General features: G+C 72.8%; 20 protein-coding genes. 9 read left to right on the top strand and 11 right to left on the bottom strand.

Annotation, left to right across the window (positions count from 1 at the left end; genetic code table 11):
- Nucleotides 1-81: 81 nt before the first annotated feature.
- Nucleotides 82-1002, bottom strand: coding sequence for a LysR family transcriptional regulator (locus BLV24_RS01190; RefSeq protein WP_092679312.1), 921 nt, complete (start codon nucleotides 1000-1002; stop codon nucleotides 82-84).
- 170 nt (nucleotides 1003-1172) lie between these two features.
- Between BLV24_RS01190 and BLV24_RS01185 the strand changes: the two genes are divergently transcribed.
- From BLV24_RS01185 to BLV24_RS01175, 3 genes are all read left to right on the top strand, one after another.
- Complete coding sequence (locus tag BLV24_RS01185; protein ID WP_092679311.1) at nucleotides 1173-2222, top strand: homocysteine S-methyltransferase family protein; 1050 nt, start codon at nucleotides 1173-1175, stop codon at nucleotides 2220-2222.
- Nucleotides 2215-4944 carry a methionine synthase gene (gene metH, locus BLV24_RS01180; RefSeq protein WP_092679310.1) on the top strand — a complete coding sequence of 910 codons (2730 nt, stop codon included), beginning with the start codon at nucleotides 2215-2217 and terminating at the stop codon, nucleotides 4942-4944. The genes BLV24_RS01185 and metH overlap by 8 nt, the downstream gene beginning before the upstream one ends.
- 87 nt (nucleotides 4945-5031) lie before the next feature.
- A complete protein-coding gene (locus BLV24_RS01175) occupies nucleotides 5032-5904 on the top strand; it encodes an alpha/beta fold hydrolase (RefSeq protein ID WP_092679309.1) in 873 nt (290 codons plus the stop codon).
- Nucleotides 5905-5938: 34 nt separating this feature from the next.
- Here the strand turns inward: BLV24_RS01175 and BLV24_RS01170 are convergent, their stop codons facing one another.
- Nucleotides 5939-7534, bottom strand: a complete 1596-nt coding sequence (locus tag BLV24_RS01170) for a gamma-glutamyltransferase family protein (RefSeq protein WP_092679308.1) — start codon at nucleotides 7532-7534, stop codon at nucleotides 5939-5941.
- 623 nt (nucleotides 7535-8157) lie between these two features.
- Here BLV24_RS01170 and BLV24_RS01165 point away from each other — a divergent pair.
- A complete protein-coding gene (locus BLV24_RS01165) occupies nucleotides 8158-9366 on the top strand; it encodes an acetyl-CoA C-acetyltransferase (RefSeq protein ID WP_092679307.1) in 1209 nt (402 codons plus the stop codon).
- Between the two features lie 282 nt (nucleotides 9367-9648).
- On the top strand, nucleotides 9649-10872 hold the full coding sequence (locus tag BLV24_RS01160; RefSeq protein WP_092679306.1) for a serine hydrolase domain-containing protein: 1224 nt from the start codon (nucleotides 9649-9651) through the stop codon (nucleotides 10870-10872).
- 70 nt (nucleotides 10873-10942) lie between these two features.
- On the opposite strand, the gene BLV24_RS01155 is transcribed toward BLV24_RS01160, so the two are convergent.
- The gene (locus BLV24_RS01155) at nucleotides 10943-11386 is read right to left on the bottom strand and encodes a type II 3-dehydroquinate dehydratase (RefSeq protein WP_092679305.1); all 444 of its coding nucleotides are present in this window, start codon (nucleotides 11384-11386) and stop codon (nucleotides 10943-10945) included.
- A 138-nt stretch (nucleotides 11387-11524) separates the two neighbouring features.
- On the opposite strand from BLV24_RS01155, the gene rlmJ reads away from it, so the two are divergent.
- Together rlmJ and BLV24_RS01145 are read left to right on the top strand one after the other, a co-directional pair.
- Complete coding sequence (gene rlmJ, locus BLV24_RS01150; RefSeq protein WP_092679304.1) at nucleotides 11525-12301, top strand: 23S rRNA (adenine(2030)-N(6))-methyltransferase RlmJ; 777 nt, start codon at nucleotides 11525-11527, stop codon at nucleotides 12299-12301.
- Nucleotides 12302-12517: 216 nt separating this feature from the next.
- Entirely contained in the window at nucleotides 12518-13726 is a 1209-nt protein-coding gene (locus BLV24_RS01145) for an aminotransferase-like domain-containing protein (RefSeq protein WP_092679303.1), read from the top strand.
- 96 nt (nucleotides 13727-13822) lie between these two features.
- Here the strand turns inward: BLV24_RS01145 and BLV24_RS01140 are convergent, their stop codons facing one another.
- The 8 genes from BLV24_RS01140 to BLV24_RS01105 all read right to left on the bottom strand — a co-directional run bounded on the left by BLV24_RS01140 (nucleotide 13823) and on the right by BLV24_RS01105 (nucleotide 23792).
- The gene (locus tag BLV24_RS01140; RefSeq protein WP_092679302.1) at nucleotides 13823-15118 is read right to left on the bottom strand and encodes an NAD(P)/FAD-dependent oxidoreductase; all 1296 of its coding nucleotides are present in this window, start codon (nucleotides 15116-15118) and stop codon (nucleotides 13823-13825) included.
- Between the two features lie 98 nt (nucleotides 15119-15216).
- Nucleotides 15217-16011 (bottom strand): GntR family transcriptional regulator, encoded by a 795-nt coding sequence (locus tag BLV24_RS01135; RefSeq protein ID WP_092679301.1) that lies wholly within the window; start codon nucleotides 16009-16011, stop codon nucleotides 15217-15219.
- The gene (locus tag BLV24_RS01130) at nucleotides 16004-17284 is read right to left on the bottom strand and encodes an acyl-CoA dehydrogenase family protein (RefSeq protein ID WP_218133320.1); all 1281 of its coding nucleotides are present in this window, start codon (nucleotides 17282-17284) and stop codon (nucleotides 16004-16006) included. The genes BLV24_RS01135 and BLV24_RS01130 overlap by 8 nt, the downstream gene beginning before the upstream one ends.
- Before the next feature lie 2 nt (nucleotides 17285-17286).
- On the bottom strand, nucleotides 17287-18135 hold the full coding sequence (locus BLV24_RS01125) for an enoyl-CoA hydratase/isomerase family protein (protein WP_092679299.1): 849 nt from the start codon (nucleotides 18133-18135) through the stop codon (nucleotides 17287-17289).
- A complete protein-coding gene (locus tag BLV24_RS01120) occupies nucleotides 18132-19277 on the bottom strand; it encodes an acyl-CoA dehydrogenase family protein (protein WP_092679298.1) in 1146 nt (381 codons plus the stop codon). The genes BLV24_RS01125 and BLV24_RS01120 overlap by 4 nt, the downstream gene beginning before the upstream one ends.
- A 14-nt stretch (nucleotides 19278-19291) precedes the next feature.
- Nucleotides 19292-20500, bottom strand: coding sequence for an acyl-CoA dehydrogenase family protein (locus tag BLV24_RS01115; protein ID WP_218133319.1), 1209 nt, complete (start codon nucleotides 20498-20500; stop codon nucleotides 19292-19294).
- Entirely contained in the window at nucleotides 20497-21621 is a 1125-nt protein-coding gene (locus BLV24_RS01110; protein WP_092679297.1) for an NAD(P)H-dependent flavin oxidoreductase, read from the bottom strand. The genes BLV24_RS01115 and BLV24_RS01110 overlap by 4 nt, the downstream gene beginning before the upstream one ends.
- Entirely contained in the window at nucleotides 21618-23792 is a 2175-nt protein-coding gene (locus BLV24_RS01105) for an acetate--CoA ligase family protein (RefSeq protein WP_092679296.1), read from the bottom strand. Before BLV24_RS01105 ends, BLV24_RS01110 begins: the two co-directional genes overlap by 4 nt.
- 331 nt (nucleotides 23793-24123) lie before the next feature.
- Between BLV24_RS01105 and BLV24_RS01100 the strand changes: the two genes are divergently transcribed.
- Entirely contained in the window at nucleotides 24124-24876 is a 753-nt protein-coding gene (locus tag BLV24_RS01100) for a TetR/AcrR family transcriptional regulator (protein WP_176954582.1), read from the top strand.
- 74 nt (nucleotides 24877-24950) lie between these two features.
- Nucleotides 24951-26846: a TRAP transporter permease gene (locus BLV24_RS01095; protein WP_092679294.1), complete on the top strand. Its 1896-nt coding sequence runs from the start codon at nucleotides 24951-24953 to the stop codon at nucleotides 26844-26846.
- Nucleotides 26847-26875: the final 29 nt, after the last annotated feature.

The following is a 26875-nucleotide window of genomic DNA, read 5'->3' as shown; positions in this document are numbered from 1 at the left end:
CGGCGCCTGACGCCCGCCCCAGGCCCGCGCCGCCCCCGCGGGCGCCCGCCCGGGCCGCCGCGCCACGACCCGGGGCGGCGGTCAGCCCCCGGCCGCCTCCGCATCGACCCCGCCCGCCGGCGCCACCCCGCGGGCGAGGTCCAGGAACCCCGACAGGAACTCCACCCCCGCATCCGCCGTGCGATACCCCACATGGATCGACTTGGAGATCCCCTCCGGACCCAGCCGCAGGGGGACCAGGGGCGGGCCGCCGCGGGCCTCGGTCAGCAGCCAGTCGGGCAAGGGCGCGACGCCCCGCCCGGCGGCGACCATCTGCAGCATGACGTCCGTCGTCTCCACCGTCCGGTGCCCGCGCGGCAGACGGTGGGCGGGCAGCAGGAAGCGGGTGAACACGTCCAGCCGCTCGACCGGGACCGGGTAGGTGATCAGCTGCTCGCGCTCCAGATCCTCGGGCGTGACCACCTCCCGGCCGGCGAGCCGGTGGTCCGCGGCCACCGCCAGCACCAGCTCGTAGCCGAAGACCGGGGTGAAGGTCAGCGGCGCCCGCAGCACCGGGTCGGGCGTGATCAGCAGGTCGATCTCATGCCCCAGCAGCGCGCCCAGCCCGCCGAACTGGAAGGCCTGCTTCACGTCCAGATCCACGTCCGGCCAGGCCGCGAGATAGGGCTGCACGACCTTCAGCAGCCAGCGGTAGCAGGGGTGGCATTCCATCCCGATGCGCAGCGCGCCGCGGCGGCCGCCGGCATATTCGGCGATCTCGGCCTCGGCCTGCTCGATCTGCGGCAGCACGCGGTTGGCGAGCGTCAGCAGGCGCCGCCCGGCGCGGGTCAGGCGCAGGCGGCGGCCGTCACGCTCCCACAAGGTCGCCTCAAGCTCCCGCTCCAGCCGCCGGATGGCATGGCTGACCGCCGACTGGGTCATGTTCAGCCGGTCGGCGGCGGCGGTGACGCCCCCCTGGCGATCGACCTCGCGCAGGATGGCGAGGTGCTGACGGTCGAGCATGACATGACCTCCTGTCATCCGATCCGGGCGCGGCGGCGTCGCCGGTCATCGACGGCCAGCCATACACCCGCGGCGGATCATGACAAGCCGTCATGATTAGCGAGATATTCGTCGTTTTACGTCCTGCATGGCGGCGGGCTACCCTGCCCCGACACCAAGGAAGGACCCCGATGCACAGCTTCATGCTCCCGCCCGCCGACACGTTCGACGCCCTGACCCGGGCCGCGCGCGAGCGCATTCTGATCCTCGACGGCGCCATGGGCACGATGATCCAGACGCTGGGCCTGGACGAGGACGCCTTCCGCGGCCATGGCGGGCACAGCTGCGCCATCCATTCGGACCACCCGCAGCAGGGCAACAACGACCTGCTGATCCTCACCCAGCCGCAGGCGGTCGAGGACATCCATTACGCCTTCGCCATGGCCGGCGCCGATATCGTGGAGACCAACACCTTCTCCTCCACCATCATCGCCCAGGCCGACTACGCGATGGAGGACCGGGTCCACGCGCTCAACGCCGAGGGCGCGCGCATCGCGCGACGGGCGATGGACCGGGCCACGGCGCAGGACGGCAAGCCGCGCTGGGTGGCCGGCGCCGTGGGGCCGACCAACCGCACCGCGTCGATGAGCCCGGACGTCAACGATCCCGGCTACCGCGCCGTGACCTTCGACGACCTGCGCCGCGCCTACGGCCAGCAGGTCCGCGGGCTGATCGACGGCGGCGCCGACCTGATCCTGATCGAGACGATCTTCGACACGCTCAACGCCAAGGCCGCGATCTTCGCCTGTTTCGAGGCCTTCGCCGAACATGGAAAGCGCCTGCCGATCATGATCTCGGGCACCATCACCGACGCCTCGGGGCGCACGCTCTCGGGCCAGACCCCGACCGCCTTCTGGCATTCGGTCCGCCATGCGCGGCCGTTCACCGTGGGGCTGAACTGCGCGCTGGGCGCCGACGCCATGCGCCCGCATCTGGCGGAGCTGGCGGGGGTGGCCGACAGCCTGATCTGCGCCTATCCCAACGCCGGCCTGCCCAACGCCTTCGGCCAGTATGACGAGGCGCCGGAGCAGACCGCCGCCAAGGTCGAGGTCTTCGCCCGCGAGGGGCTGGTCAACATCGTCGGCGGCTGCTGCGGCACCACGCCCGATCATATCGCGGAGATCGCGCAGGCCGTCGCGGGCCACGCGCCGCGCAAGGCGGGGGTTCTGGCCGATGTCTGATCCGCTTCTCCGCCTCTCGGGCCTCGAACCCTTCGTGCTCACCAAGGACATCCCCTTCGTCAATGTGGGCGAGCGCACAAACGTCACCGGCTCGGCCAAGTTCCGGAAACTGATCACCAATCGCGACTACGCGGCCGCGCTGGACGTGGCCCGCGATCAGGTCGAGAACGGCGCCCAGATCATCGACATCAACATGGACGAGGGGCTGATCGACTCCCGCCAGGCGATGATCGATTTCCTCAACCTCGTCGCCGCCGAGCCCGACATCGCCCGCGTGCCGATCATGATCGACAGCTCCAAATGGGAGGTGATCGAGGCCGGGCTGCAATGCGTGCAGGGCAAGCCGGTGGTGAACTCCATCTCGCTCAAGGAAGGCGAGGCGGCGTTCCTGCACCATGCGGGCCTGTGCCTCGCCTACGGCGCCGCGGTGGTGGTCATGGCCTTCGACGAGGACGGCCAGGCCGACAGCTTCAAGCGCAAGACCGAGATCTGCGCGCGCGCCTACAGGATCCTGACCGAGCAGGTGGGCTTCCCGCCCGAAGACATCATCTTCGACCCCAACGTCTTCGCCGTGGCGACGGGGATCGAGGAGCATGACAATTACGGCGTCGATTTCATCGAGGCCACGCGCTGGATCCGGCAGAACCTGCCGCACTGCCATATCTCGGGCGGCGTCTCGAACCTGTCCTTCTCCTTCCGCGGCAACGAGCCGGTGCGCGAGGCGATGCACGCGGTGTTCCTCTACCACGCCATCAAGGCGGGGATGGACATGGGCATCGTCAACGCCGGGCAGCTCGCGGTCTATGACCAGATCGAGCCCGACCTGCGCGAAGCCTGCGAGGACGTGGTCCTGAACCGCACGCCGGCGAATGGCGGCTCGGCCACCGAAAACCTGCTCGACATCGCCGAACGCTTCCGCGGCGCGGGGCGGGAGGAGCGCAAGCGCGACCTCGCCTGGCGCGAATGGTCGGTGGAAAAGCGGCTGGAGCACGCGCTGGTCAACGGCATCACCGAATTCGTGGACGCGGACACGGAGGAGGCCCGCCTTGCGGCCGAACGCCCGCTGCATGTCATCGAAGGCCCGCTGATGGACGGCATGAACGTGGTCGGCGACCTGTTCGGCGCCGGCAAGATGTTCCTGCCCCAGGTGGTGAAGTCGGCCCGCGTGATGAAACAGGCCGTGGCCGTGCTGCTGCCCTACATGGAGGAGGAGAAGCGCCTCGCCGGCGGGGATCAGCGGCAGTCCGCGGGCAAGGTGCTGATGGCCACCGTGAAGGGCGACGTCCACGACATCGGCAAGAACATCGTCGGCGTCGTGCTGGCCTGCAACAATTACGAGATCATCGACCTCGGCGTCATGGTCCCCCCCCAGAAGATCCTGGAGGAGGCCAGGGCCCATGGCGTCGACATCATCGGCCTGTCGGGCCTGATCACGCCCTCGCTGGACGAGATGGCGCATCTGGCCGCGGAGATGGAGCGGGAAGGCTTCGACCTGCCCCTGCTGATCGGCGGGGCGACGACCTCCAAGGTGCACACGGCGGTGAAGATCTCGCCCCGCTACAGCCGCAACCAGGCGATCTACGTCACCGACGCGAGCCGCGCGGTCGGCGTGGTCTCGGCGCTGCTGAGCGACGCGCAGCGCGGCGCCTATATCGAGGGCGTGCGCGCCGATTACGCCCAGGTGGCCGAACGGCACGAGCGCGCCGAGCGGGCCAAGACCCGCCTGCCCCTCGCCGCCGCGCGCGCCAACGCCATGGCGATCGACTGGTCGGATTACGCGGTCACGGCGCCCGGCTTCACCGGAGCCCGGGTCATCGACGACTGGGACCTGGCCGAGATCGCGCGCTTCATCGACTGGACCCCGTTCTTCCAGACCTGGGAGCTGAAGGGCGTCTATCCGCGCATTCTCGACGACGAGAAATACGGCGCTGCGGCCCGCAACCTGCTCGATGACGCGCAGGCGATGCTCAAGACCCTGATCGCGGAGAAATGGTTCGGCCCCCGCGCCGTGGTCGGCTTCTGGCCGGCGAACCGGCAGGGCGACGACATCCGCCTGTGGGCCGACGCCGGGCGCGCCGATCCGCTCGCCACGCTGCACACGCTGCGCCAGCAGACCTCCAAGCGCCGGAACAGCCCCAACACCGCGCTGGCCGACTTCGTGGGCCCGGAGGGGGTCGAGGACTGGGTCGGCGGCTTCGTGGTCACCGCGGGGCCGGAGGAAGCCGCCATCGCCGAACGCTTCGAGAAGGCGGGCGACGACTACGGCGCGATCATGGTCAAGGCGCTGGCCGACCGTTTCGCCGAGGCGATGGCCGAGATGCTGCACCAGCGCGTGCGCCGGGAATACTGGGGCTACGCCCCCGACGAGGCCTTCGCGCCCGAAGAGCTGATCGGCGAGCCCTATCGCGGCATCCGTCCCGCGCCGGGCTATCCCGCCCAGCCCGATCATACCGAGAAGCTGACCCTGTTCTCCCTGCTCGACGCCGAGGCCGCCACCGGCGTGACCCTGACCGAGAGCATGGCGATGTGGCCCGGCTCCTCGGTCTCGGGGCTCTATATCGGCCACCCCGACGCCTACTATTTCGGCGTCGCCAAGGTGGAGCGCGACCAGGCCGTCGACTACGCGGCCCGCAAGGGGATGCCGCTGGAGGAGGTCGAGCGCTGGCTGGCCCCGGTGCTCAACTACCGCCCCGAGGCCGCGGAAGCCGACGCCGCCGCCTGAGCCCCGCGCCCCCATCTCGAACGCCCGGCCCCGATGCGCTATGCCGGTCCCCAGGAATGCGAGAGACAGGCCAAAAGGGGGAGCGGCATGGCGCAGGCGCGGGATTGCCGGTGGGAGATCGACGGGCTGACGCTGACCGGGCTGGAATGGGGGCCGCCGGACGGAACCCCGGTGCTGGCCCTGCACGGCTGGATGGACCATGCCGCGAGCTTCCGGGAACTGGCGCCGCGCCTGACCGGCTGCCGGGTGGTGGCGCTGGATCTCAGCGGCCAGGGGCTCAGCGGCCATCGCGCGCCGCACGCCACCTACAACATCTGGGACGACCTGCCCCAGATCGCCGAGCTGCTGGACCGGCTGGACTGGGCGGATTGCGTGCTGATGGGGCATTCGCGGGGGGCCAACATCTCGGCCCTCTTCGCCGCGGCGATGCCGGAGCGGGTGCGGGCGCTGATCTCGCTGGATTCGCTGGCCCCCCAGCCGGCGGGCGAGGACGCGGTGGCCACCCTGCGCGCCTTCGTCGAACAGACGCGCGCCCGCAAGGCCCGCCCCCATCGCAGCTTCCCGACGCGCGAGGCCTATCTGCGCCGCCGGGTGCAGAAGGGCAATTCGGCCGCGGTGTCCGAGGCGCTGGCCGACCGGGCGCTGGAGGAAACGCCGGAGGGGTTCCGGATGCGCGGCGACCCGCGGCTTTTCGCCAGTTCCGCCATCAAGCTGACCCGACCGCAGGTGGAGGGCGTGCTGCGCGCGATCCGATGCCCGGTGCTCAACATCTGGGCCGAAGGCAGCGCCCTGCGCGCCCGCCCCGCGGCGCTGGACGTGGCGCGTCTGGGGGCCGAGCTGATCGCGGATTACGAGATGATGGAACTGCCGGGCGACCACCATTTCCACTTGGCGCCCGAGGCGGCCGGCCCGATGGCGGACGCGATCCTGGGCTTCCTCGCGCGCCGTCTGGCCGCCTGACGCCGGAGGGGGCGCGCAGGCGGGGCGCGGCGGGTCAGAACCCGACCGCGCCGCCGTCCTTGCGCGAGTCGCTGCCCGCGAGATAGCCGTCCTCCAGCCGGTGGATCAGCTGCGCGCCGCCGAAGCCGAAGGCCGCGTCCGGCGCCTCACGCGACAGGCGGTGGCCCATCGCCTCCAGCCCCGCCAGCGTCGCCTCGGGCAGATCGGTCTCCACCGCCACCTCCAGCCCCTCGACGAAACGCCAGCGGGGCGCGTCGGCGGCGGCCTGCGGGGTCTGGTTCCACAGCCGCGTGCGCAGGACCATCTGCACATGCCCCTGCGCCTGCATCGGTCCGCCCATCACCCCGAAGCTCATCAGCGGCGCCCCGTCGGCGTCGGTGAGAAAGCCGGGGATGATGGTGTGGAAGGGCCGCTTGCCCGGCCCGACGCGGTTGGGATGGCCGGGCTCCAGCGTGAAGCCGGCGCCGCGGTTCTGCATGTGGATGCCCGTGCCCGGAACCACCACGCCCGAGCCGAAGCCCGCGTAGTTGGACTGGATGAAGGAGATCATCATGCCCGATGCATCCGCCGCGGTCAGGTAGACCGTGCCGCCGGCCCTGGGCGCCCCTGCCGCCGCCGGCCTGGCGCGGGCCGGGTCCACCAGCGCCGCGCGGGCGCGCAGGTAGTCGGGGTCGAGCAGCGCCTCGGGCGGCACGTCCATCGCGTCGAGATCGGCCACGTAGCGGTCGGCGTCGGCCATGGCGAGCTTCATCGCCTCGATCTGGAGGTGCAGCGCCTCCGGCCCGTCCGGGTCCAGCCCGTCGAGGGGCAGATGCTCGCAGATCCCCAGCCCGATCAGCGCGGCGATGCCCTGGCCGTTGGGCGGGATCTCGTGCAGGCGCACGTCGCGCCAGGACTGGGAGACGGTCCCGCACCAGTCGGGCTGATGAGCGGCGAGGTCGGCCTCGGTCATCGCGCCGCCCTGGTCGCGGGCGGCGGCGGCGATGCGACGGGCGAGTTCGCCGCGATAGAAGCTCTCGCCCCCGGTGGCGGCGATCTCCTCCAGCGTGCGGGCGATGTCGGGGTTGCGGAAGACCTCCCCGGCGCGGGGCGGGGCGCCGCCCGGCGCGAAGGTCTCGGCGAAGCCGGGATGGGCGGAGAGCGCGCCCAGGTCGAGCCCCCAGCGTTTGGCGATGGTGGGCGACAGCAGGAACCCGTCGCGGGCATAGGCGATCGCCGGCGCGAGCAGATCGGCGAAGGGCAGCGTCCCGAACCGCCGCGACAGGGCCGCCCAGGCGGAGACCGCGCCGGGAACCGTGACGCTGTCCCAGCCGCGCCAGGGCATCGCGTCCCGGCCCTCGAACCGCTCCGGCGTCCAGGCGGCGGGGGCGCGGCCGGAGGCGTTGAGCCCGTGCAGCGCCTCTCCGTCCCACAGGATCGCGAACCCGTCGGAGCCCAGTCCGCAGCCCGTCGGCTCGACCACCGTCAGCGCCGCGGCGGCGGCGATGGCGGCGTCGACCGCGTTGCCTCCCCGGCGCAGCGCGTCGAGCCCGGCCTGGGCGGCCAGCGGCTGCGAGGTGGCGACGATGTTGCGCGCGGCCACGGGGGCGCGGCGGGCCGGATAGGCGGTGGAATAGTCGAAGGAGGTCATGCGGAGGCCTTCCGCCCCGACGCCGGGGAACCGGCGCGGGGGTTGAGTGGGGTGGATCGCGCGGGACGCGCCTGACCGCAGATCAGCACGCCTTCGGGGTCCGGGTCCAGCGGCCGGAGCGCCCGGGCCGCGCGCCGAAGCCCGCCCGGATGGGGTTGCGGGGCCGGAGCCCCGGCCTCCGCCGCGAGGCCGGCGCCCTCCCCGGACCGCGGCGCGTCTGCGGCGCGCCTGCGGTCCCGGCATCCTGATGCGGGCGCGCATGGGGCCGCGATCGGCGCGGTTCGCGCGCCCGCCGGGGCCGGCGCCATCCGCTTCGGGCGCGCGGACCTGCGCCAGGCCACCGGGCCGCGGATACGGGCCGAAAGGTCGAGGCGGCGGCGGGGCGCCGGGGCGGCGTTCCGGGTCATCGCCCCTGGCCCCGCGCCGGAGGCGTCGGGCCCCGCCGGCGCCTGACGGACATCAGGGCGAGCCGCCCCCGCGCGCCCCCAGCGCGTCGAGGCGCCGCGCGTTTTCCGGCCCGCGCGACGCGACGCGACCCTTCGCGCCCGATACCCTTGCGCGCCAGAGGCGTCTATGGTCGCCCGGTCAGCGGCGGCGAACGCCGCGCCAGTGGAGGAAATCCCGTGAACGAAGCCTATATCTGCTCCCCCCTGCGCACGCCCGTCGGCGGCTTCGGCGGCGCGATGAAGACGGTCCCGGCGCATGAGCTCGGCGCCACCGTGGTCAAGGCGCTGATGGAGCGCACCGAGATCGACCCCAGCGATATCGACGACGTGATCTTCGCCCAGTGCTACCCCTCGATGGAGGCGCCGGCGCTCGGCCGCGTGGTCGGGCTCGACGCCGGCCTGCCGGAGACCGCCGGCGGCATGCAGCTCGACCGTCGCTGCGGCTCGGGCCTCCAGGCGATCATCTACGGCTGCCTTCAGGTCGCCTCGGGCGGCTCGGACATCGTGATCGTGGGCGGGGCCGAGTCCATGTCCAACGCCTCCTTCTTCACCCATGAAGGCCGCTACGGCGCGAAGGCGGGCGGCATGATGCTGCACGATTCGCTGACCCGCGGCCGCGTCACCGCCGGCGGCAAGAACTTCCCCGTGCCCGGCGGCATGATCGAGACCGCCGAGAACCTGCGCCGCGACTATGCCATCGGCCGCGAGGAGCAGGACGAGTTCGCCGTGGAATCCCACCGCCGCGCCGTCGCCGCCCAGCAGGGCGGGCTGTTCCGCGACGAGATCGTCCCGGTCACCGTGAAGAACCGCAAGGGCGACGTGGTGGTGGACTCGGACGAGCATCCGCGCCCCGACGTGGACCTCGCCGCCATGGCCAAGCTGCGCCCGATCATGGGCCGCCAGGACGCCGACGCCACCGTCACCGCGGGCAACGCCTCGGGCCAGAACGACGGGGCCTCGGCCGCCATCGTGGCCTCGGCGGCGATGGTCGCGAAATACGGCCTGACCCCGCTCGCCACCCTGTCGGGCTGGGGGATCGCGGGCGTCGCGCCCAACCGCATGGGCATCGGGCCGGTGCCGGCGGTGGCCAAGGTGCTGAACCGGGCCGAGCTGTCGCTCAAGGACATCGACCTGATCGAGCTGAACGAGGCCTTCGCCGCCCAGGCGCTCGCCTGCACGCGGGAATGGAAGCTGGCGAAGTCGGATTTCGAGCGGGTGAACCCGCTGGGCTCGGGCATCTCGCTGGGCCATCCGGTGGGCGCGACCGGCGGGCGCATCCTGGCCACGATGCTCAACCAGATGCAGCGTTCGGGCGCCAAGACCGCGCTGGAGACCATGTGCATCGGCGGCGGCCAGGGCCTCGCGGCGCTGTTCCGCGCGGCCTGAGGCGCTCGGTCTCCTGATCCCGCCCGGGGCCTTGCGGCCCCGGGTTTTCCTTTTTCGGCGGCCTTCCGGCGCCGGGCTTTCCGTTCCCGGCGGCCTTCCGGCCCCGGGTTTTCCGTTCCCGGCGGCCTCACGGCCCCGAGCCTTTCGTTTCCGGCCTGCCGCCCCCCCCCGACCCGCGCCGCGCGCTTGTGGTCCCGCCCCCGATCCCGGACAGTTGTCAGACAACAGCGAGTCGGCCCCCGCCCGGGCGCCGAACCCGCGGACACGTGAGGAGGCGCCCCCATGTTCGACACCGTAAGCGACCCGACGACGCTTGGCTTCGACCCCGACCGGCTGGCCCGGTTCCAGCCCTGGATGCAGTCCTGGGTCGACCGCGGCCTGCTGCCCGGCGCGCAGGTCATCCTCGCGCGTCACGGGCAGGTCGCCCATCACGCGGTCGCCGGCCTGCGCGACGTCGAGGCTGGAACGCCCTGGGCCCGGGACACGCTGGCGCGCATCTATTCGATGACCAAGCCGATCACCTCGGTCGCCTTCCTGATGCTGTTCGAGGAGGCGCGGGTCCATCTCGACACCCCCCTGGACGAGATCCTGCCCGAGTTCCGCGACATCCAGGTGCTGATCCCCGGCGCGACCTCCCTCGACCAGGTGGAGGCCCCGAAGACCCGCCTGACCGTGCATCACCTGATCACCCACACCTCCGGCCTGACCTACGGCTTCAACGAAGGCCCCGTCTCCGAGGCGATGCGGGAGCGGAAGCTGGATTTCTCGGTGAAGGAGGGCGATCTCGCCGCCACCGTCAAGCGGCTGGCGGAGCTGCCGCTCTGCTTCGATCCGGGCTCGCGCTGGAATTACGGCGTGTCCACCGACGTGCTGGGCCGGGTGGTGGAGGCGGTGTCGGGCATGCCCCTGGACCGGTTCTTCCACGACCGGATCTTCGCGCCGCTGGGCATGGAGGACACGTTCTTCGCGGTCCCCGAGGCCAAGATCCCGCGGCTGGCGAGCTGCTACGTCAAGACCCCGGAGGAGGATCTCAGGCTGCTCGACCGGGGCGCGGAGACCGCCTGGGCGGACGGCAAGGTGCGCCAGACGTCGGGCGGCGGGGGGCTGATCTCGACCATCGACGACTACCTGCGTTTCGCCGAGATGCTGCGCGGCAAGGGCGCCCTTGGCGGGGCCCGGCTGCTGGCCCCCACGACGGTGGAGCTGATGGCGACCAACGCGCTGCGCGGGGATCTGGCGGCCAACGGGCAGCCGGTGTTCTCCGAGGTGTCCTATGACGGGATCGGCTTCGGCCTGGGCGTGTCGGTGACGCTGGAGCCGGGGCTGGCCAAGACCGCGGCGAGCGTGGGGGATTTCGGCTGGGGCGGCATGGCCTCGACCGTGTTCTGGGTGGACCCGAAGCTGGACATGGTGGCCATCTTCCTGACCCAGCTGGTCCCGTCCTCCACCTACCCGCTGCGCAAGGAGATGCGGGCGCTGGCCTATTCGGCGCTGACCCGCCCCTGACGACGGCGGAGCGGCCGGGCCCGGCTGCGGCGCCGCCGCTCCCGCCTCGCGCCGCCCGCCGCCCGCCGCTTCAGGCCCGGTCCGCGTCCATGTCGATCAGGGCGCGGACCGCAAGCGGGTAGCCCCGCGCGCCCAGCCCCGCCACGATGGCGGTCACCACCTCCGACATCAGCGAATCCGAATAGCGCGGCCCGCGGGTATGGATGTTGGAGATATGCAGCTCGATCACCGGCGCGGAGACCATTTTCAGCGCGTCCATCACCGCCATCGACTGGAAGGTGAAGGCGGCCGGGTTGATCGCGAGACCGGCGGCGCCGGTGTCGATGGCCTCGTGGATCCAGTCGATCATCTCGGCCTCGGAATGGGTCTGGCGGAAAACCAGGTCGCGGGCGCCGGCCTCCTCCCGACACCGGGCCTCGATCTCGGCGAGGGTCGTGGTCCCGTAGATCTCCGGCTCGCGCGTGCCCAGCCGGTTGAGGTTGGGGCCGTTCAGGACCCAGATCGCGCCGCTCATGCCGTTCTCCCCTTTCGCGCGGGCGCGCCTGCGGGGCGCCTGCGCGCAGCAGACGCCGACGGGGCGCCGGGATCAAGCCTGCGCGGCGCGATCCGCGGCCTCATTGGCGTCGGCGCCCGGACGGTGGTAAGAGCCGCCATGCTCTCCTACCAGCACGCCTATCACGCCGGGAACGCCGCGGATGTCCACAAGCACGCGCTGCTGGCGCTGGCGCTGGACTACATGGCGCGCAAGCCCAAGCCGCTGACCTACCTGGAGACCCATGCCGGCCGGGCGCTCTACGACCTCGCGGGCGCCGAGGCGCGCAAGACCGGCGAGGCCGCGGCCGGCATCGGGCGGATGCAGGGCTGGTTCGCCCCCGATCATCCCTATGCCCGCGCGCTGGCGGCGGCGCGGGCGCAGGGCGGGGCCTCGGCCTATCCCGGCTCTCCGCTGATCGCGCGGACCCTGCTGCGGGCCGATGACCGGCTGGTGCTGGCGGAACGCCACCCGCAGGAGGTCGCCGCCCTGCGCGACGCCGTGCCGACGCTGGAGGTGCATGACGCCGACGGCCCGGCGCTGGCCCTGTCGCTGACCCCGCCGACCCCGCGCCGGGGCCTCCTGCTGGTGGACCCGTCCTGGGAGGTGAAGTCGGAATACGCCGAGATGCCCGAGCTGATGGCCAAGCTGCGCCGCAAGTGGCCGGTGGGGGTGTTGATGCTGTGGTATCCGGTGCTCGCTTCGGGGGCGGAGCGGGGGATGGTCGCGCGGCTCGACGCGATGGGGGGCGAGGCGGTGCGCTCCGAGGTCCGGTTTCCGCCGGCGCGGCCGGGGCATGGCATGATCGGCAGCGGGCTCTGGGTCGCCAATCCGCCCTGGGGCTGGGCGGAGGCGGCGGAGGCGCTGGCCGAACGCTTCCGCGGGCTGGAGGGCTGACCGGAGGGGCGCGCCCCCCGCCCTCCCCCGCCTCCCGCGTCCCGCCCCCGCCACGCTGCGCCGCACCCGAGCCGGGTTGCTCCATGGCCCGGTTGCCGCGATCATTTCACCCGAACGGCCCGAGCCGCGCCCCCCCGCGCGCCTTCGGCCCCCGATGCGCGCGGCCCGCGAGGCCCCGCGCCTCTCGCTGGCCGATCCCCTTGTTGGAGCCTGCGCATGACCGCTCGCCGCCCCGCTTTCGCCCGCTGGCTCGACGACAAGAACGAGATCACCCGCATGTTCCTCGCGGCTGGGTCGATCCCGAATCTGGTCAACCTCGCCGGCGGCCTGCCGGAGCCCTCGACCTATCCGGTCGAGGAGCTGGCCGAGCTGGCCCGCCGCGCGGTGGCCGAGCATCCGGGCGACGCGCTGTCCTATCCGCCCATCGACGGGCTGCCGGCGCTGCGCGATGCGCTGGCGGCGAAATACGCGACCCCGGCGCTGCGGCTGACGCGGGACAACGTGCTGATCACCTCGGGCGGGATGCAGGGGCTGGACCTGGCGGGCAAGGCGCTGCTGGACCCGGGCGCGTTGATCGCGGCGCAGTCGCCGGCCTATCTGGGGGCGCTGGACGCGTGGCGGCCGCGCGCGCCGTCCTATCGGCCGTTCTTCCCCGACCGCAACGATTTCGACCCCGACGCGGCGCTGGCGGGCGCGCAGTTCGGCTATGCGGTGCCCAATTTCTCCAACCCCACCGGCAAGCTGGTGGGACGGGACGCGCGCGCGGCCATGGTCTGCGCCGCGCGCGCGACCGGGACCTGGCTGGTCGAGGACGACCCCTATGGCGCGCTCTATTTCGACGCGGCGCCCCTGCCCTCGCTGCAGGAGCTGGACGCGGCGCACGAGACCGGAGACGGGCCCTATGACGGGCCGGTGGTCTATATGGGCTCGCTCTCCAAGCAGCTGGTTCCCGGGCTGCGGGTGGGCTGGGTGATCGCGGCGCCGGAGATGATCGCGGCGCTGACCGTGGCGAAGCAGGGCTCGGACATGTGCACAAGCGGCCTGTCGCAGCGGATCGCGCTGGACGCGCTGGAGGGGGGCGCGGTGGCGCGGGCGTTGCCGGGGATCCTGTCGCTTTACCGGGCGCGGCGCGATGCGCTTTGCGCCGCGATGGACGCGCATCTGCGGCCGTGGTGGGACTGGGAGGTTCCGGTCGGCGGCATGTTCGTCTGGGCGGTGGCCCGCGACCCGGCGATGAACACCGACGCGCTTCTGGATGTGTGCATGGCGGAGGGGGTGTGCGTGTCGCCGTCCTCCGTCTTCGATCCCGCGGGCGAGGATCGGCGGGCGCTGCGCCTGAACTTCACGCTGAACCCCGAGGACAAGCTGGCCGAAGGCGTGCGGCGGCTGGCCGTGGCGACGGAGAAGTTCGTCGCCCGGGGGTGAGGCGCGGGCGGCGCGGGCGGACGGCGGGTTCGCACCCGCCCTACGCGCGTTGCGCAACCTCCGTAGGGCGGGTGCGAACCCGCCTCCCCCGCCCGGTCAGGACGCGAAACCCAACCGGTCCTTGAGCCAGTAGAAACGGATCCCGGCATTCATCACCGGCGCCCGCACCCCGTGCCAGGCCACCGGGCGGATGGCGGAGGCGGGGATCGGCAGCGGCGCGCCCTCCGCGATATGCCGGGCCAGCGCCCGCCCGGTGGCGGTGGCCAGCGCCAGCCCGCGGCCATTGTAGCCCAGCGCCGCGAAGAGCCCCGGCGCAGGCGTATGCAGATGCGGCAGGTGGTCGAGCGTCAGCGCCAGATGCCCGGACCATTCATGCGCGACGGCCGCGTCGCCGATCTGGGGATACATGCGCCGCATCCCGTCCTCCAGCGCCCGCGCGAGGTCGGTCGCGTAGTCCGCCCCCACCGCCCCGCGCCCGCCGAAGACCAGCCGGCCGTCATCCTCCTTGCGGAAGTAGAAGGCGAGCTTGCGGGTCTCGGACACGCAGGCGCCGGCGGGCAGGACGCTGGCGGCGACGTTGGGCGACAGCGGCTCGGTCGCGATCACCGTGCTCTGCACCTGCAGGACGGACCGCGAGAGGCCGGGGATCAGCCCCTCGCCATAGGCGTTGGCGGCGACGATGACGGCGCGGGCGCGGAGCGTCCCGTGCGGCGTGGCGATGCGCCAGCCGTCGCCGTCAGGCTCGGGCGCCGCGGCTTGCGTGTCCTGCAGGATGCGGGCGCCGGCGGCCTGCGCGGCGCGGGCGAGGCCGCGGGCGAAGGCCAGCGGCTGCACCACGCCGGCGCGCAGGTCGCGCCAGCCGCCGAAATAGGCCTCGGTCCCGGTGGCGGCGGCGATGGCGTCGCGGTCGAGGATCTCGATGGGGGCGCCCTGACGCTCCCACTGCCGGGCGCGGGCGAGGATCGGGCCCAGCGCGCGGGTCGAATGCGCGGCCTGGATCCAGCCCTTGCGACGCGGCGCGCAGGCGATGGCGTGGCGGTCGATCAGGTCGAACACCAGATCCGCGTCGGTCCCCACGAAATCCAGCGCGCGGGCTCCGGCCTCCGGCCCCCAGCGCGCCATGATCTCGTCGGGGTCGATCTTGATGCCGGGGATCACCTGCCCGCCATTGCGCCCCGAGGCGCCGAAACCCACATGCCGCGCCTCGATCACCGTGACCGAGCGACCGGCCTCCGCCAGGTGCAGCGCCGCCGAGAGCCCGGTGAAGCCGCCGCCGATCACCGCCACGTCCACCGGGCGCAGCGCCTCCTCCGGCGCGTCGGAGGGCACGGCGGGTTCGGCCGCGCGCCGCCACCAGAGGCTGTCGGAATAGGTCTCGGCGCTCAGGGTCATGGGGCGGTCTCCGGGAGGGCGGGAGCGGGGGGCCGCCCCACCCTTCCATTCCGCCGCGCCGCGGGCAACAGCCATGCCGGCGTCAGGACGAGCGGCGGTCAGGGCCCGTCGGCGTCGGGGGGCAGCACATGCTCGACCATCCGCCAGCCGATGTCGGAGATGTGGTTGGCGAGCCGCTCGGCCTCCGCTTCGTCCCGCGCCTCGATGGCGGTGAGCATCGCCTCCCAGTCCTCGATCAGCTCGCGCCCCGAAAGGGTCTGGTCCCCGGCCGAGAGCCGGTCGCGCAGGGCCAGCTGCCAGATCCCCGCGCCGGAGACCGAGGCGGTGATGAAGCTGATATTGCGCGCCCGCGCCGCCTCATGCAGCTTCAACCACAGCCGGTAGTTCTGGGCGTAGATCGCGTCCGCCCCCTCCGGGTCCCGACGATGCAGCCCGGCCAGGATCGCCAGCCGGGCGCGCATTTCGGTCATGTCCGCGGGGGTCGCGTTGCGGGTCGCGTAGCGCGCGGCCAGGCCCGAGAGCATGGCCCGCATGTCGAACACCTGCCGGATGGAATAGCGCGTCATCGACGCCACCCGGGCCGAGCGCCGGGGCCGCGAATAGACGAACATGTTGCGCTCCAGCAGCTCGATCGCGTCGCGGATCGGCCCGCGGGAGACGTGGAAACGCTCGGCCAGCTTGGCCTCCGACAGCTTCTCACCCTCGGCGAAGCGGCCGTTGACGATGTCGCGGGCCAGCGTCACGGCGATCTGCTCGGGCAGGGTCAGGGGCGGGGCTTCCTCCTGCGGGAGATCCCCGGGCGCGAGCCCGAGCCCGGCGGCGTTCCCCGTGTCGGCGGCGCGGCGCGCGTCGGCCTCGTCGAGCGGTCCGTCCGGGCTGCGGGCGTCATCCATGCGCGGGCGCGCCCTCCCATCGGCTGCGATCCGAAAAATCCGTGCACAGGTAGCGCATCAGGCCCTCGGGGTGAAGCGCCGCCTGCCGGTCGAACTCGGCCCGGGCGATGGTGCGGACATGGACCTCGTCGGGCCCGTCATAGATGCGCAGCGCCCGCATGCCGGCGTAGAAATCGGCGACCGGGCTGTCATCGGTCACGCCCATGGCGCCGAAGACCTGCACCGCCCGGTCCGCCACGTCGTAGCAGGCCCGCGCCACGGCGAGCTTGATCTGGGAGATCTCGGCCTGCGCCCCGCGCCCGCCCTTGCGGTCCAGCGCGTCGGCGGCGTTGAGCGTCAGCAGCCGCGCCTGGTCGATCTCCACCCGGCTCAGCGCCACGAATTCGCGGATCTTGTCGTGCTGGGCGATGGGCCGGCCGAAGGTCTCGCGGGTTCCGGCGCGCTCGCACATCAGGGCGATCATCAGCTCGGCCCCGCCGATGGAGCGCATGCAATGGTGGATGCGCGCGGTGGCGAGCCGGACCTGCGCCGCGGCGAAGCCCCGGCCGCGCTCGCCCAGCAGGTGATCCTTGGGGACGCGGACATTCTCGAACACCACCTCCGCGTTGGGCCGCCAGCGGTCCGAGAAACCCAGCGTCGGGATATGACGCACGACATGCACGCCGGGCAGGTCGATGGGCACGATCAGGGCCGAGTGGCGGGCATAGGCGGCGGCGTCGGGGTCGGTGACCCCGATCAGCACGGTGAAGGACCAGCCCGGCACCCCGGCATTGCCGGTGAACCACTTGTGGCCGTTGACGATCCAGTGGTCGCCCGCATCCTCGATCCGGGTCGCGATGTTGCGCGCGTCGGACGAGGCCGTGCGCGGCTCGGTCATCGAGAAGCCGGTGCAGATCTCGCCCTCCAGCAGGGGGAGAAGCCAGCGGTCCTTCTGCGCCTCCGTCCCTGTCTTCAGCAGCATCTCCATGGTGGGCAGGTCGGGGGCGTGGCAGTTGAACAGCTCCGCGGCCCAGGGGATGGCGCCCATGGTCTCGGCCAGCGGCGCGAAGGCGAGGTTGGAGAGCCGGGCGCCCGGGGCCCAGTCGGGCAGGTCCGGCAGGCCGAGATTCCACAGCCCCTGCGCGCGGGCCTGCGCCTTCAGCGCGGCGATGACCGGGGGGCGCGCGCCCGGCGGGTTGGCCGCCGTGAAAGCGCGGATCTCCGGGCAGCGGGGAAGCACCTCCTCCGCCATGAAGGTTTTCAGGCGGGCGTGGAGATCGGCGTGGGCGTCCATCCTCATTCCCCCCGGAACACCGGGCGGCGCTTTTCGAGAAAGGCCGAGGCGCCTTCCTGGAAATCGGCGGTGAGGAAATTGGCGATGGCGGTTTCGCGTTCCCATTCCAGCACCGCGTCGCGGCCCGCGAGGTCGTCGGCGAAGAAGCGTTTCACGGTCGCCTGCGCCCGCGGCGCGCCGCGGGCGAGGCGGTGGGCGGCTTTCACCGTGGCCTCCAGCGCGGTTCCGTCGGGGACGACCTCGTCCACCAGCCCCAGCGCATGGGCCCGGGCGGCGCCGATGTCTTCGCCGGTCAGCAGCGTGCGCCGGGCGGCGGCGCGGCCGATGCGCAAAGGCAGGGTCCAGAACAGGCCCCCGTCGGGCGAGGCGCCGACCTTCACCTGCGCCGCGCAGAATTTCGCGCCCTCGGAGGCGATGGCGTAATCGGCGCCCGAGACCAGCCCCAGCGCCGCCCCGAAGGCCGGGCCTTCGACCGCCGCGAGGTAGAGTTTCGGGGATTTGAGCATGGTTCCCACCAGCCCGTCGGCCCCGCGGATGCGGGCGCGCATGGCGTCCTCGTCGCGGATCTCGCGGAGCGCCCGCAGGTTTCCGCCGGCGGAGAACACGCCCCCCGCCCCGGTGAGCACGAAGGCGCGCTGGTCCGGGTCGGCCTCGAAGGCCGCGATGGCTGCGGCGAGCCCGTCGCGGATCCCCGGCGCGCCCATCGAATTGCGATAGGCGGGCGCGTCCAGCGTGGCGACGGCGACGGGGCCGTCGCGCTCGACATGGACCCTGTTTTCGGCGTCGGCCGGGGCGGCGGCGTTGGCGGCGGTGTCGGCGGGGGTATCGGCGGGGGTGTCGGACACGCTCATGCGGCGGCCTCCTCTTCTTCGATGCGCAGAAAGGTCTCGCGCAGGTGATCGGCGTCGCCCAGCCAGCGGGTCAGGGCGTTGATGCGCATCAGGTGACGCCCCACGCCCAGTTCGCGGGTCATGCCGATGGCGCCGTGCAGGTGGATGGCCTCGCGGGCCACGAGGTCGCCGGTCTCGGCCGCCATGGCGGCGGCGGCGGCGATGTCGGCGCGGGCATGGGCGGTGGGCGGACCGGCCAGCGTCTCGGCCGCCCCCAGCACCACGGAGCGCAGCAGCTCGATCTCCGAATGCAGGTCGGCGGCGCGGAACTGCAGCGCCTGGAAGGAGGCGAGCGGCCGGCCGAACTGCTTGCGCTCGCGCTGGTAGTCGATGGTCTGCGCCAGCGCGGCTTCGCAGGCGCCCAGCGTCTCCGCCGCCATGGCGAAACGGGCGATGCGCAGGGCTTCCTCGATGGCCCCGGCCCCCTCGCCCGGCCCGTGCAGGCGGGCGGCGGCGGCGGGAAGGCGCACCGCGTCGAAGGAGAGGCGCGCCATCTCCGCCCCGTCGAAGGCGGGGTAGGTTCGGACGGTCAGGCCGGGGGCGTCGGCGGGGACCAGAAAGACGGAAGCGCCCCCCGCCTCGGCCGCGGAGACGAGAAAGGCTTCGGCGCCCGAGGGCTCGGCCACATGGACCTTCTCTCCGGTCAGGATCACGCCGTCGCCGTCGGGCCGGGCGACGAGAATCGGGTCGGGCGCCCAGCGCCGGCGCGGCTCGAAGATCGCCGCCGCGGCGGTCGCCTCCCCCGCCGCGATCCGGGCGCAGAGGTCGGCGGCGGGCGCGCGCCCCGCCCCCTGCCCTGCCGCGGCGCGGGCCAGCAGGGCGCCGGGCAGCACGCAGGCCCCGAGATAGCCCGAGCCCACCGGCCGCCGCCCCAGCCCCCGCGCGAGGATCAGCAGCATCCGCGCGCCCCCGCCGCCGCCGCCGGCGCATTCCGGCAGCCATCCGCCCCAGAGGCCGAGCTGGCCGAGCCGGGCGCGCAGCGCGCCGGGTTCCGGCGCGGGAGGCTCGCCGTCCCGGCGCGGGGCGGCGTCGATCATCTCGGTCAGCAGGCGGTCGAGCGTGTCCTCGACCATCACTTCGTCTTCGGTCGGCGCGAAACGCATGGGTCTCACCTCCCTCACATGTTCAGGATGCGCTTGGCGATGATCCCGCGCTGGACCTCCTGGGAGCCGCCGGCGATGGCGGGCCCCCGGAACCAGTAGCGGGCCTCGGCCGCGTTGCGCGCGTCGGGATGGGGGAAATCGGCGGCGGCGGGCGTCTCCCACGCCGCGTCGGCGGGCAGCGCGTCGGGGCCGAGCAGGTCGAACACCGCCTCGTCCAGGCGCTGGTTGATCTCGATCCCCTTCAGCTTGAGGACCGAGGCGTAGGCCCCGATCTCTCCCGTCTCCACCAGCCGCTCCAGCGCCCGCATGGTGGCGTATTCGAGCGAGCGGACCTCCATCGCGCGCCGGGCCAGCACCTGCCGGAAGCGGGGGTCGCGGGCCGCGGGGGCGCCGTCCAGCTCCACCTCTCCCGCCAGCCGGCGCAGGCGGCCGAGCTTGCGTCGCGCCTCGGTGTGGCGGGAGGAATAGAGCCGCTCATGCTCCAGCAGCGCCTTGGCGATGGACCAGCCGGCGTTCTCGTCGCCCACCCGGTTCTCGACCGGCACGCGCACGTCGTCGAAGAAGAACTGGTTGAAGACATGGGCGCCGAAGAAATGCCTGATCGGCCGGAAGGAGACGCCCGGAGAGGTCAGGTCGATGAGCAGGAAGGAGATCCCGTTCTGGGCCCGCGCCTCCCGGTCCGTGCGCACCAGACAGAACATCCAGTTGGCGTGCTGCCCGGCCGAGGTCCAGATCTTCGAGCCGTTCACCACATAGTGGTCCCCGTCGCGCACGGCGCGGGTCTGGAGCGAGGCGAGGTCAGACCCCGCCCCCGGCTCCGAATAGCCCTGGCACCACCAGTCGTCGAAATTCAGCGCGCGGGGCAGGAAGCGGCGCTTTTGCGCCTCGTCCCCATGGGCGAGCAGGATCGGGCCGATCATGCGGGTGTTGAAGGCGGGGGAGGCGGGGGCGCCCAGGGCCGACATCGCCTCCTCGAACACGAAGAGCTGGCGCATGGACCAGCCCGCCCCGCCCCATTCCTCGGGCCAGTGCGGCGCGCCCCAGCCTCGGGCGACCAGCTTGCGTTGCCAGCAGACATGGTCGGCGCGGCTGAGGGAGCGGCCCAGCTCGTGATCCCGCCGCATGCGGTCGGGGAGGCTGTCGGCGACGAATTCGGCGATTTCGGCGCGGAAGGCGGCTTCGCGCGCGGCGGTGAAGTCGGGGGTTTTCATCGGGGCGTTCATGCGGGGACCTCCTCGCGGGCGCGGGACATGCGGTCGATGGCGGCTTCGGCCTCGGCGGTCAGATCGGCCATGACGTCCGCGACGGGGCGCATCCGGTCGAACCAGCCGATCCCCTGCCCGGCCCCGGAATGGGCGAGCGGCCTGACGTCATGCTCCTCGATCGCGCCGAGGATATCGCCCACCAGCACGTCATGCAGCGGATGGCCCAGCGGCTGGGGCGCGCCGGGGGCCGCCCATTCCTCCGACCAGGCGGAGCGGGTCTGGCGGAAGGGCTTTCCGGATTCGGCCCGGCTGATCACGGTGTCGGTGGCCTGGGAACGGACCAGCGCCTCGACCTCTCCCCGGGTCAGGTGGGACGCGTTCTCCTCGGTCAGCAGGAAGGCGGTGCCGACCCAGACGCCGGCGGCGCCCATGGCCAGGGCGGCGGCGACATGGCGGCCGGTGGAGACGCCGCCCGCCGCCAGCACCGGCACGTCGCCCGCCAGATCGACGATGCGGGGGACGAGGGAGAACGTCCCCACCACCCCGGTATGCCCGCCCGCGTCATAGCCCTGCGCCACCAGCAGATCGACGCCGGCCTCCAGCGCCTTGGCGGCGTGGCGCTCCTGCCCGACCAGCGCCACCGTGGTCTTGCCGCGGGCCTTCATGGTCGCCACCACCTCGGGCGGGCAGCCGATGCCCAGCGCCACCAGATCCACGTCCGAGGCCGCGACGGCGGCGATCTGCGCGTCCTGGATCTCCTCCGACCGGATGAAGCGGGTGCGCATGCCGGGGCCGGAGGGTTTGGGCACGGCGTATTTCGCCTCGATCCCCTCGATGAAGGCGCGATGGGGCTCGGGGATCTCCTTTTCCAGTGCGGCGCGGTCGTTTTTTTCGGGCACCTTGGCGGGGATCACCAGGTCGACGCCGAAGGGACGGTCGCCGACCCGGGCGCGGATCCAGGCGAGCTCCGCCTCGATCTCCTCGGGCAGGCGGCGGGTGGCGCCGTAGACGCCGTAGCCGCCGGCATTGGTGATGGCGGCGACCACCTCCACGGCGTGCGAGAAGCCGAAGATCGGGGCGCGGAGCCCCAGGCGGTCGCTGACCCCCAGATTGCCGAGACGGGTGCGAAGACGGCTCATGCCGGGTCCTCCGTTTGGGTGTCCGCGAGGGTGACGGCGCAGTCCAGCGCCTGCCCCCCCGCGCCCTCGGGGCCGAGGGCGAAGGGGTTGATCTCGATGGAGCCGAGCCAGTCGGCATTGGCCGCGGCCAGCCGCGACAGCGCGGCGATGGCGGCGGCGGCGGCGGGGAGATCGCGGGGCGCGCGGCCTCGGGCGCCTTCGAGCAGGGGCGCGCCCTTGAGGCTCCGCAGCATCTCCAGCGCGGAGGCTTCGGAGACCGGGGCTTCGCGCACCGCGACGTCGCCCAGCACCTCGACGAAGACGCCGCCGAGCCCGGCCATGACCACGGGGCCCAGCTGCGGGTCGATGCGGGCGCCGATCACCAGTTCCTCGAACCCCGTGGCCATGGGCATGACCAGCGCGCCGCGCAGGGTCGCATGGGGCGCGAGGCGGGAGACATCGGCCAGCATCGCGGCGAAGGCCTCCGCCGCATCCCCCGGCGCCACGTTCAGGCGCACGCCGCCCATGTCCGACTTGTGAGGCAGGTCGGGGGACAGGATCTTCAGGGCCACGGGTCCGTCGAAGGCCCGCGCCGCGGCGTCCGCGCCCGCCGCGTCCTTCGCGATGCGGTGATCGGGGACGGGCACGCCCGCGACCGAGAGCATGGCGTGGCAAGCGGCCTCGTCCGGCGTTCCCGCGGGGCGCGGCAACCGCAGGGCGGAGAGGTCGGGGGCGGAGAGATCGGGGGCGGGGAGGGCGGGAGCTGGCTCGGCCGCTCTTGCGAAACTCTCGTTCAGGGCGGCCAGCGTCTCGGCGCAGGCCACGGCGCGGGACGGGTCGGCGAAGGCCAGCCGGCCGCGGGCGCGGAAGCGGCGCTCCTGCTCGGGCGTGAACATGCCGGCGGTCAGGAACAGCACGTCGGGCCGCTCCGCCTGCATGGCGTCGAGCAGGTCGAGATAGGCGGTCACCGTCTCCTCATGCCGCGCCACCCGGCCGAGAAAGCAGATCACCATGTCCGCCCCGGTATCCTCCACCCCCATTTCCAGCGCGTCGCGCAACAGGGCGAAGTCCGAGCCCCCCTGCCCGGTGACGTCGAGCGGGTTGGAGGGGCTGAGGAAGGGCAGCCGCGCCCGCAGCGCCGCCGCGCAGCCCGCCGAGATCGGCGGCAGCGTGAGCCCGGCGCGCACCGCGGCCTCGGCCATGATCACCCCGACCCCGCCCGAGATCGAGGCGAGCAGCAGCCTGCGCCCCCGCGACCGGGCGCCGGTGGAAAAGACGCGGCCCAGTTCCAGCAGGTCCTCGACCGTGTGCGCCCGGCGCAGTCCGGTGCGGCGGAACAGCGCCTCGTAGACCGCGTCGTCGCCCACCAGCGCGTCGGTGTGGGAGCGCACGGCGCGCCCGCCTTCCTCCGTCGCGCCGACCTTTATCAGCGCCACGGGGACGCGGGCGGCCTGCGCCCGTTCCAGCGCGGCGCGCAGGCGGGGGCCATCGCGGGCGCCCTCCAGGTAGCCGACCACGCCGCGCAGGCGGGGGTCGTCGAGCAGCGCGTCCAGCGCCTCGGCGAATTCGATATCGGCCTCGTTGCCGGTGGTGATCCATTTCTCGACCGGGATGCCGGCGTCGAAGGCGCGGGTCAGCATGAAATTGCCCAGCGCGCCGGACTGGGAGACGACGCCGATCCCGCCGTCGCCAAGCTCGGGCGCCGGGTCCTCGGCGGTGTTGGAGAAGGTGGCGTAGAGCCGGGCGCGCAGGTTCATCGCGCCCATGCAGTTGGGGCCGAGCAGGCGCATCCCGGCGGCGCGGGCGATGGCGGCGATCCCGGCCTCCAGCGCGCGGCCTTCCTCGCCGGTCTCGGCGAGCCCGCCGGCGAAGATCACCGCGGCCTTGACGCCCGCCGCCGCGCAGTCGCGCACCGCGTCCGCGAGGCGGGCGGCGGGGACGCCGATGACGACCAGGTCCGGGACCTCCGGCAGGGAGGCGAGGTCGGGCCAGGCGCGGTCGCCCTGCACCGTCGCGCGGGTCGGATTGACCGCGTAGACCCGGCCCGCGAAGCCGCCCTGCCGGAGCAGTTGGTAGGGCCGGCCCGAGAACTTGCTCGGGTCGTCCGAGGCCCCGAGCACCGCCACCGCCTGCGCGTCGAACAGCGCGCCGAGGCCCGCCCGCCCGGGCGCGCCGCTTCCGTCCTGTGCCATGTCTCCACCCTGTTCTCCCGGTCTGAGGCGGCTGTGGCCGACATCGCCGGGTTTCTGGCCGGGTCTTCGCGTTCCCGGCGCGGGCGCCGGAAAACGGAAAACTGTTAACCGTTTTTGCTTGGCATGGGGGTCGCCCTGCTGTCAACGTCCCTGCGACAGGGCCCGAGTCGCGGCGGCGAACGCCGCTTGCGCCCGGCCCTCCCATCGGGGAAGACCCGCCGTGGCCGCCGGGCCGCGGCGGAGGCTTTAATGTTGTTGCATTACTCATGGGTCTTCGCGACACTCCGGAACCGCACCAGGCAGGGGCGGCCGGACGACCATGCGAGGGCCGATGACGCAGGACGCGGCGAAGACCGACACCAGGACCGGGCTGCTGCTGGCGGCCGAGCGGCTGTTCGCGCTGCAGGGCGTGGCGGCGACGACGATTCGCCAGATCAACGCCGCCGCCGGGCAGCGGAACCAGTCCGCGATCCACTACCATTTCGGGTCTCGCGACGGGATCCTCGACGCGATCATGGACCTGCGCGTGCCGCCGATGAACCAGGCCCGCGCCGCGTTGCTGGAGCGGATGAGGGATGAGGCCGGCGCGCGCCCGCTGACCTCGCGGGAGATCGTGACGGCGCTGATCCAGCCGAATCTCGACCGGCTCCTGGCCACGCCCGGACCGCATTTCACCGCGCGATTGCTGCTTCAGATGCGGGTGGACCACGACATCTGGCGGCGCTACGCCCGCGCGCACCGGGCCTGGACGCTGGACGACATCCGCGTCGAGATCGCCCGCGCCAACCCCTTCGCCCCGCCCGAGGCGCTGGCCAGCCGGTTCCGGCAGGTCGTCTCGCTCTCGATGTTCCAGGTGGCGGAGATCGAGCGCGCCCAGGACCAGCTCGGCCCCGGCTTCAGCCCCGAGGAGGCGCGGTTCCGGATCGAGGAGATGACCACCGCCATGGGCGCGATTCTCGACGCTCCCGTCTCTCCCGGCGCGCTGGCCTGGCTGCGCCGAGCCCCGGCGACGGAGGCGCCCCGAGCCACGGCGCCCGCCGACGGGACGCCGGAACCGCCCGCCCCGGACGCCGCGTCAAAATAATTGACCTACATTAATTCCTGTGGTTCCGTCCCCGAAACCATGAAAGCGGCGCCAAGGCCGCGGGGGAGGAATCGATGTCCGTCACTTGGGCGGCCCGGCTCGGGCTGGCTTTGGGTTTCGTGCTGGCGCTGCAGGCGCTGTGGACGTCCTCGCAGGGGATGTTCGACCCCGCCTTTCATCGCGTGGCGGTGTTCGGGCTCTGCGCGCTCTGCGTCGTGGCGCGCCGGCCGCTGGCGGCGCGGGCGGGCGCGGGGCGGCCGGGGCTGGCGGCGCTCTACTGGCTGATCGACGCCGCGGTGCTGGGCGCGATCCTGCTGGGGCTGGAGCGGTTCATGGCCTCCGCCGACCAGCTCGAGAACATGCTCGTCGACTTCTCTCCCTTCGACCAGTGGTCCGCCCTGCTGGCGCTGATCGCGATCATGGAGCTGACCCGGCGCGAATTCGGCTGGGGGCTGGCGGGCGTGGGCGGGCTGATGCTGGCCTATTGCCTGTGGGGCGACGCCCTGCCCGGGATCATGGGCCATGCCGGCTTCACGCTCGACCAGATCGCGCAGGGGGCCTGGTACGGCTATCAGGGCGTGTTCGGGATGCCGGTGGGCATCGTGATCGAGCTTCTGTTCATCTACATCGTGTTCGGCATGGTGCTGGAGGCGACGGGCGCGGGCCCCACGCTGATCCGCATCGCGGTGCGCGCCACGGGACGCGTGGCGGGGGGGCCCGCGCATGCGGCCATCGTCGCCTCGGCGCTGTTCGGCTCGATCTCCGGCTCGGTCACGGCCAATGTGGCGGGGACGGGCACCTTCACCATTCCGATGATGAAGCAGAAGGGGTTCCGCCCCGAATTCGCGGGCGCGGTGGAGGCCGCGGCCTCGACCGCCGGGCAGTTCATTCCGCCGGTGATGGGGGCGGTGGCCTTCATGCTCGCGCAGCTGACCGGCACGCCGTATCTGTGGGTCTGCGCCGCCGCGGTCGTGCCGGCGCTGGCCTATCTGGCGGCGCTGTTCACCGCGGTCTGGCTGGAGGCGCGGCGCGACGGGATCGGGACCACCGACCCCGCCGAACTGCCCCGGCTGACCCGGCAGGACGCGCTGCTGTCGCTGATGTTCCTGATCCCCATCGCCACGGTGATCGGGGTGATGCTGATGGGACGCTCGCCGGCCATGGCCGGGTTCTGGGCGACCGTCGCGGCCATTCTGACCGGTTTCCTGAACCCCGAGCTTCGTCGCGAGCCGATGCGCCTGGTCGCGGCGCTGGCCAAGGGCGGCATCGGGGGCGCGCGGATCATGATCGCCGTCGGCGCCATCGGCGTGGTGGTGGCGGGGATGAACCTGACCGGGCTGGGGCTGAACTTCGCCCAGGCCGTCGGCGCGCTGGGGTCGACCAACCTGATGCTGAGCCTCGGGATCACGGCGCTGGCCTGTCTCGCGCTCGGCATGGGGATGCCGACCCTGCCGGCCTATCTGATCATCGTGCTGGTGATGGGCCCGGCGCTGGGCGCGATGGGGGCGCCGCGGATCGCGGTGCACATGTTCGTGCTGTATTTCGCCGTGCTCTCGGCGATCACGCCTCCCGTCGCGCTCGCCGCCTTCGCCGCGGCGCCGATCGCCGAGGCCAACCCGATGAAGGTCGGCGTCGCGGCCATGCGGCTGACCATCATCGGCTTCATCGTGCCGTTCCTGTTCGTGCTCAACCCGTCGCTGCTGCTGATCGTGGATTTCGACGCGGGCGACTTCGCCATGGGGATCGCGCGCATCGCGGCGGTGATCTGGGCGCTGAGCGCGGCGCTGGCGGGACAGGGGCTGTCGCGGCTGAACCCGGGCTGGCGCGGGCTCTACGCCGCGGCGGCGGCGCTGTCGCTGCTCAAGGGCACGGGGCTGGACTTCGCGGGCTTCGCGCTGGTCGCGGCGCTGCTGGCGACCGAGACGATGCGCGCGCGCGGCGCGGCGGCGAGGGCGCGGGCGCGGGCCTGAGCGGCCCCGCCTTCCCGCCCCTTTCGATC

The sequence above is a fragment of the Albimonas donghaensis genome (genome assembly GCF_900106695.1).
Lineage (GTDB): Bacteria > Pseudomonadota > Alphaproteobacteria > Rhodobacterales > Rhodobacteraceae > Albimonas > Albimonas donghaensis.
Note: the sequence above shows the minus strand (reverse complement) of the source record. Positions and strands in the feature narration are given on the sequence as shown.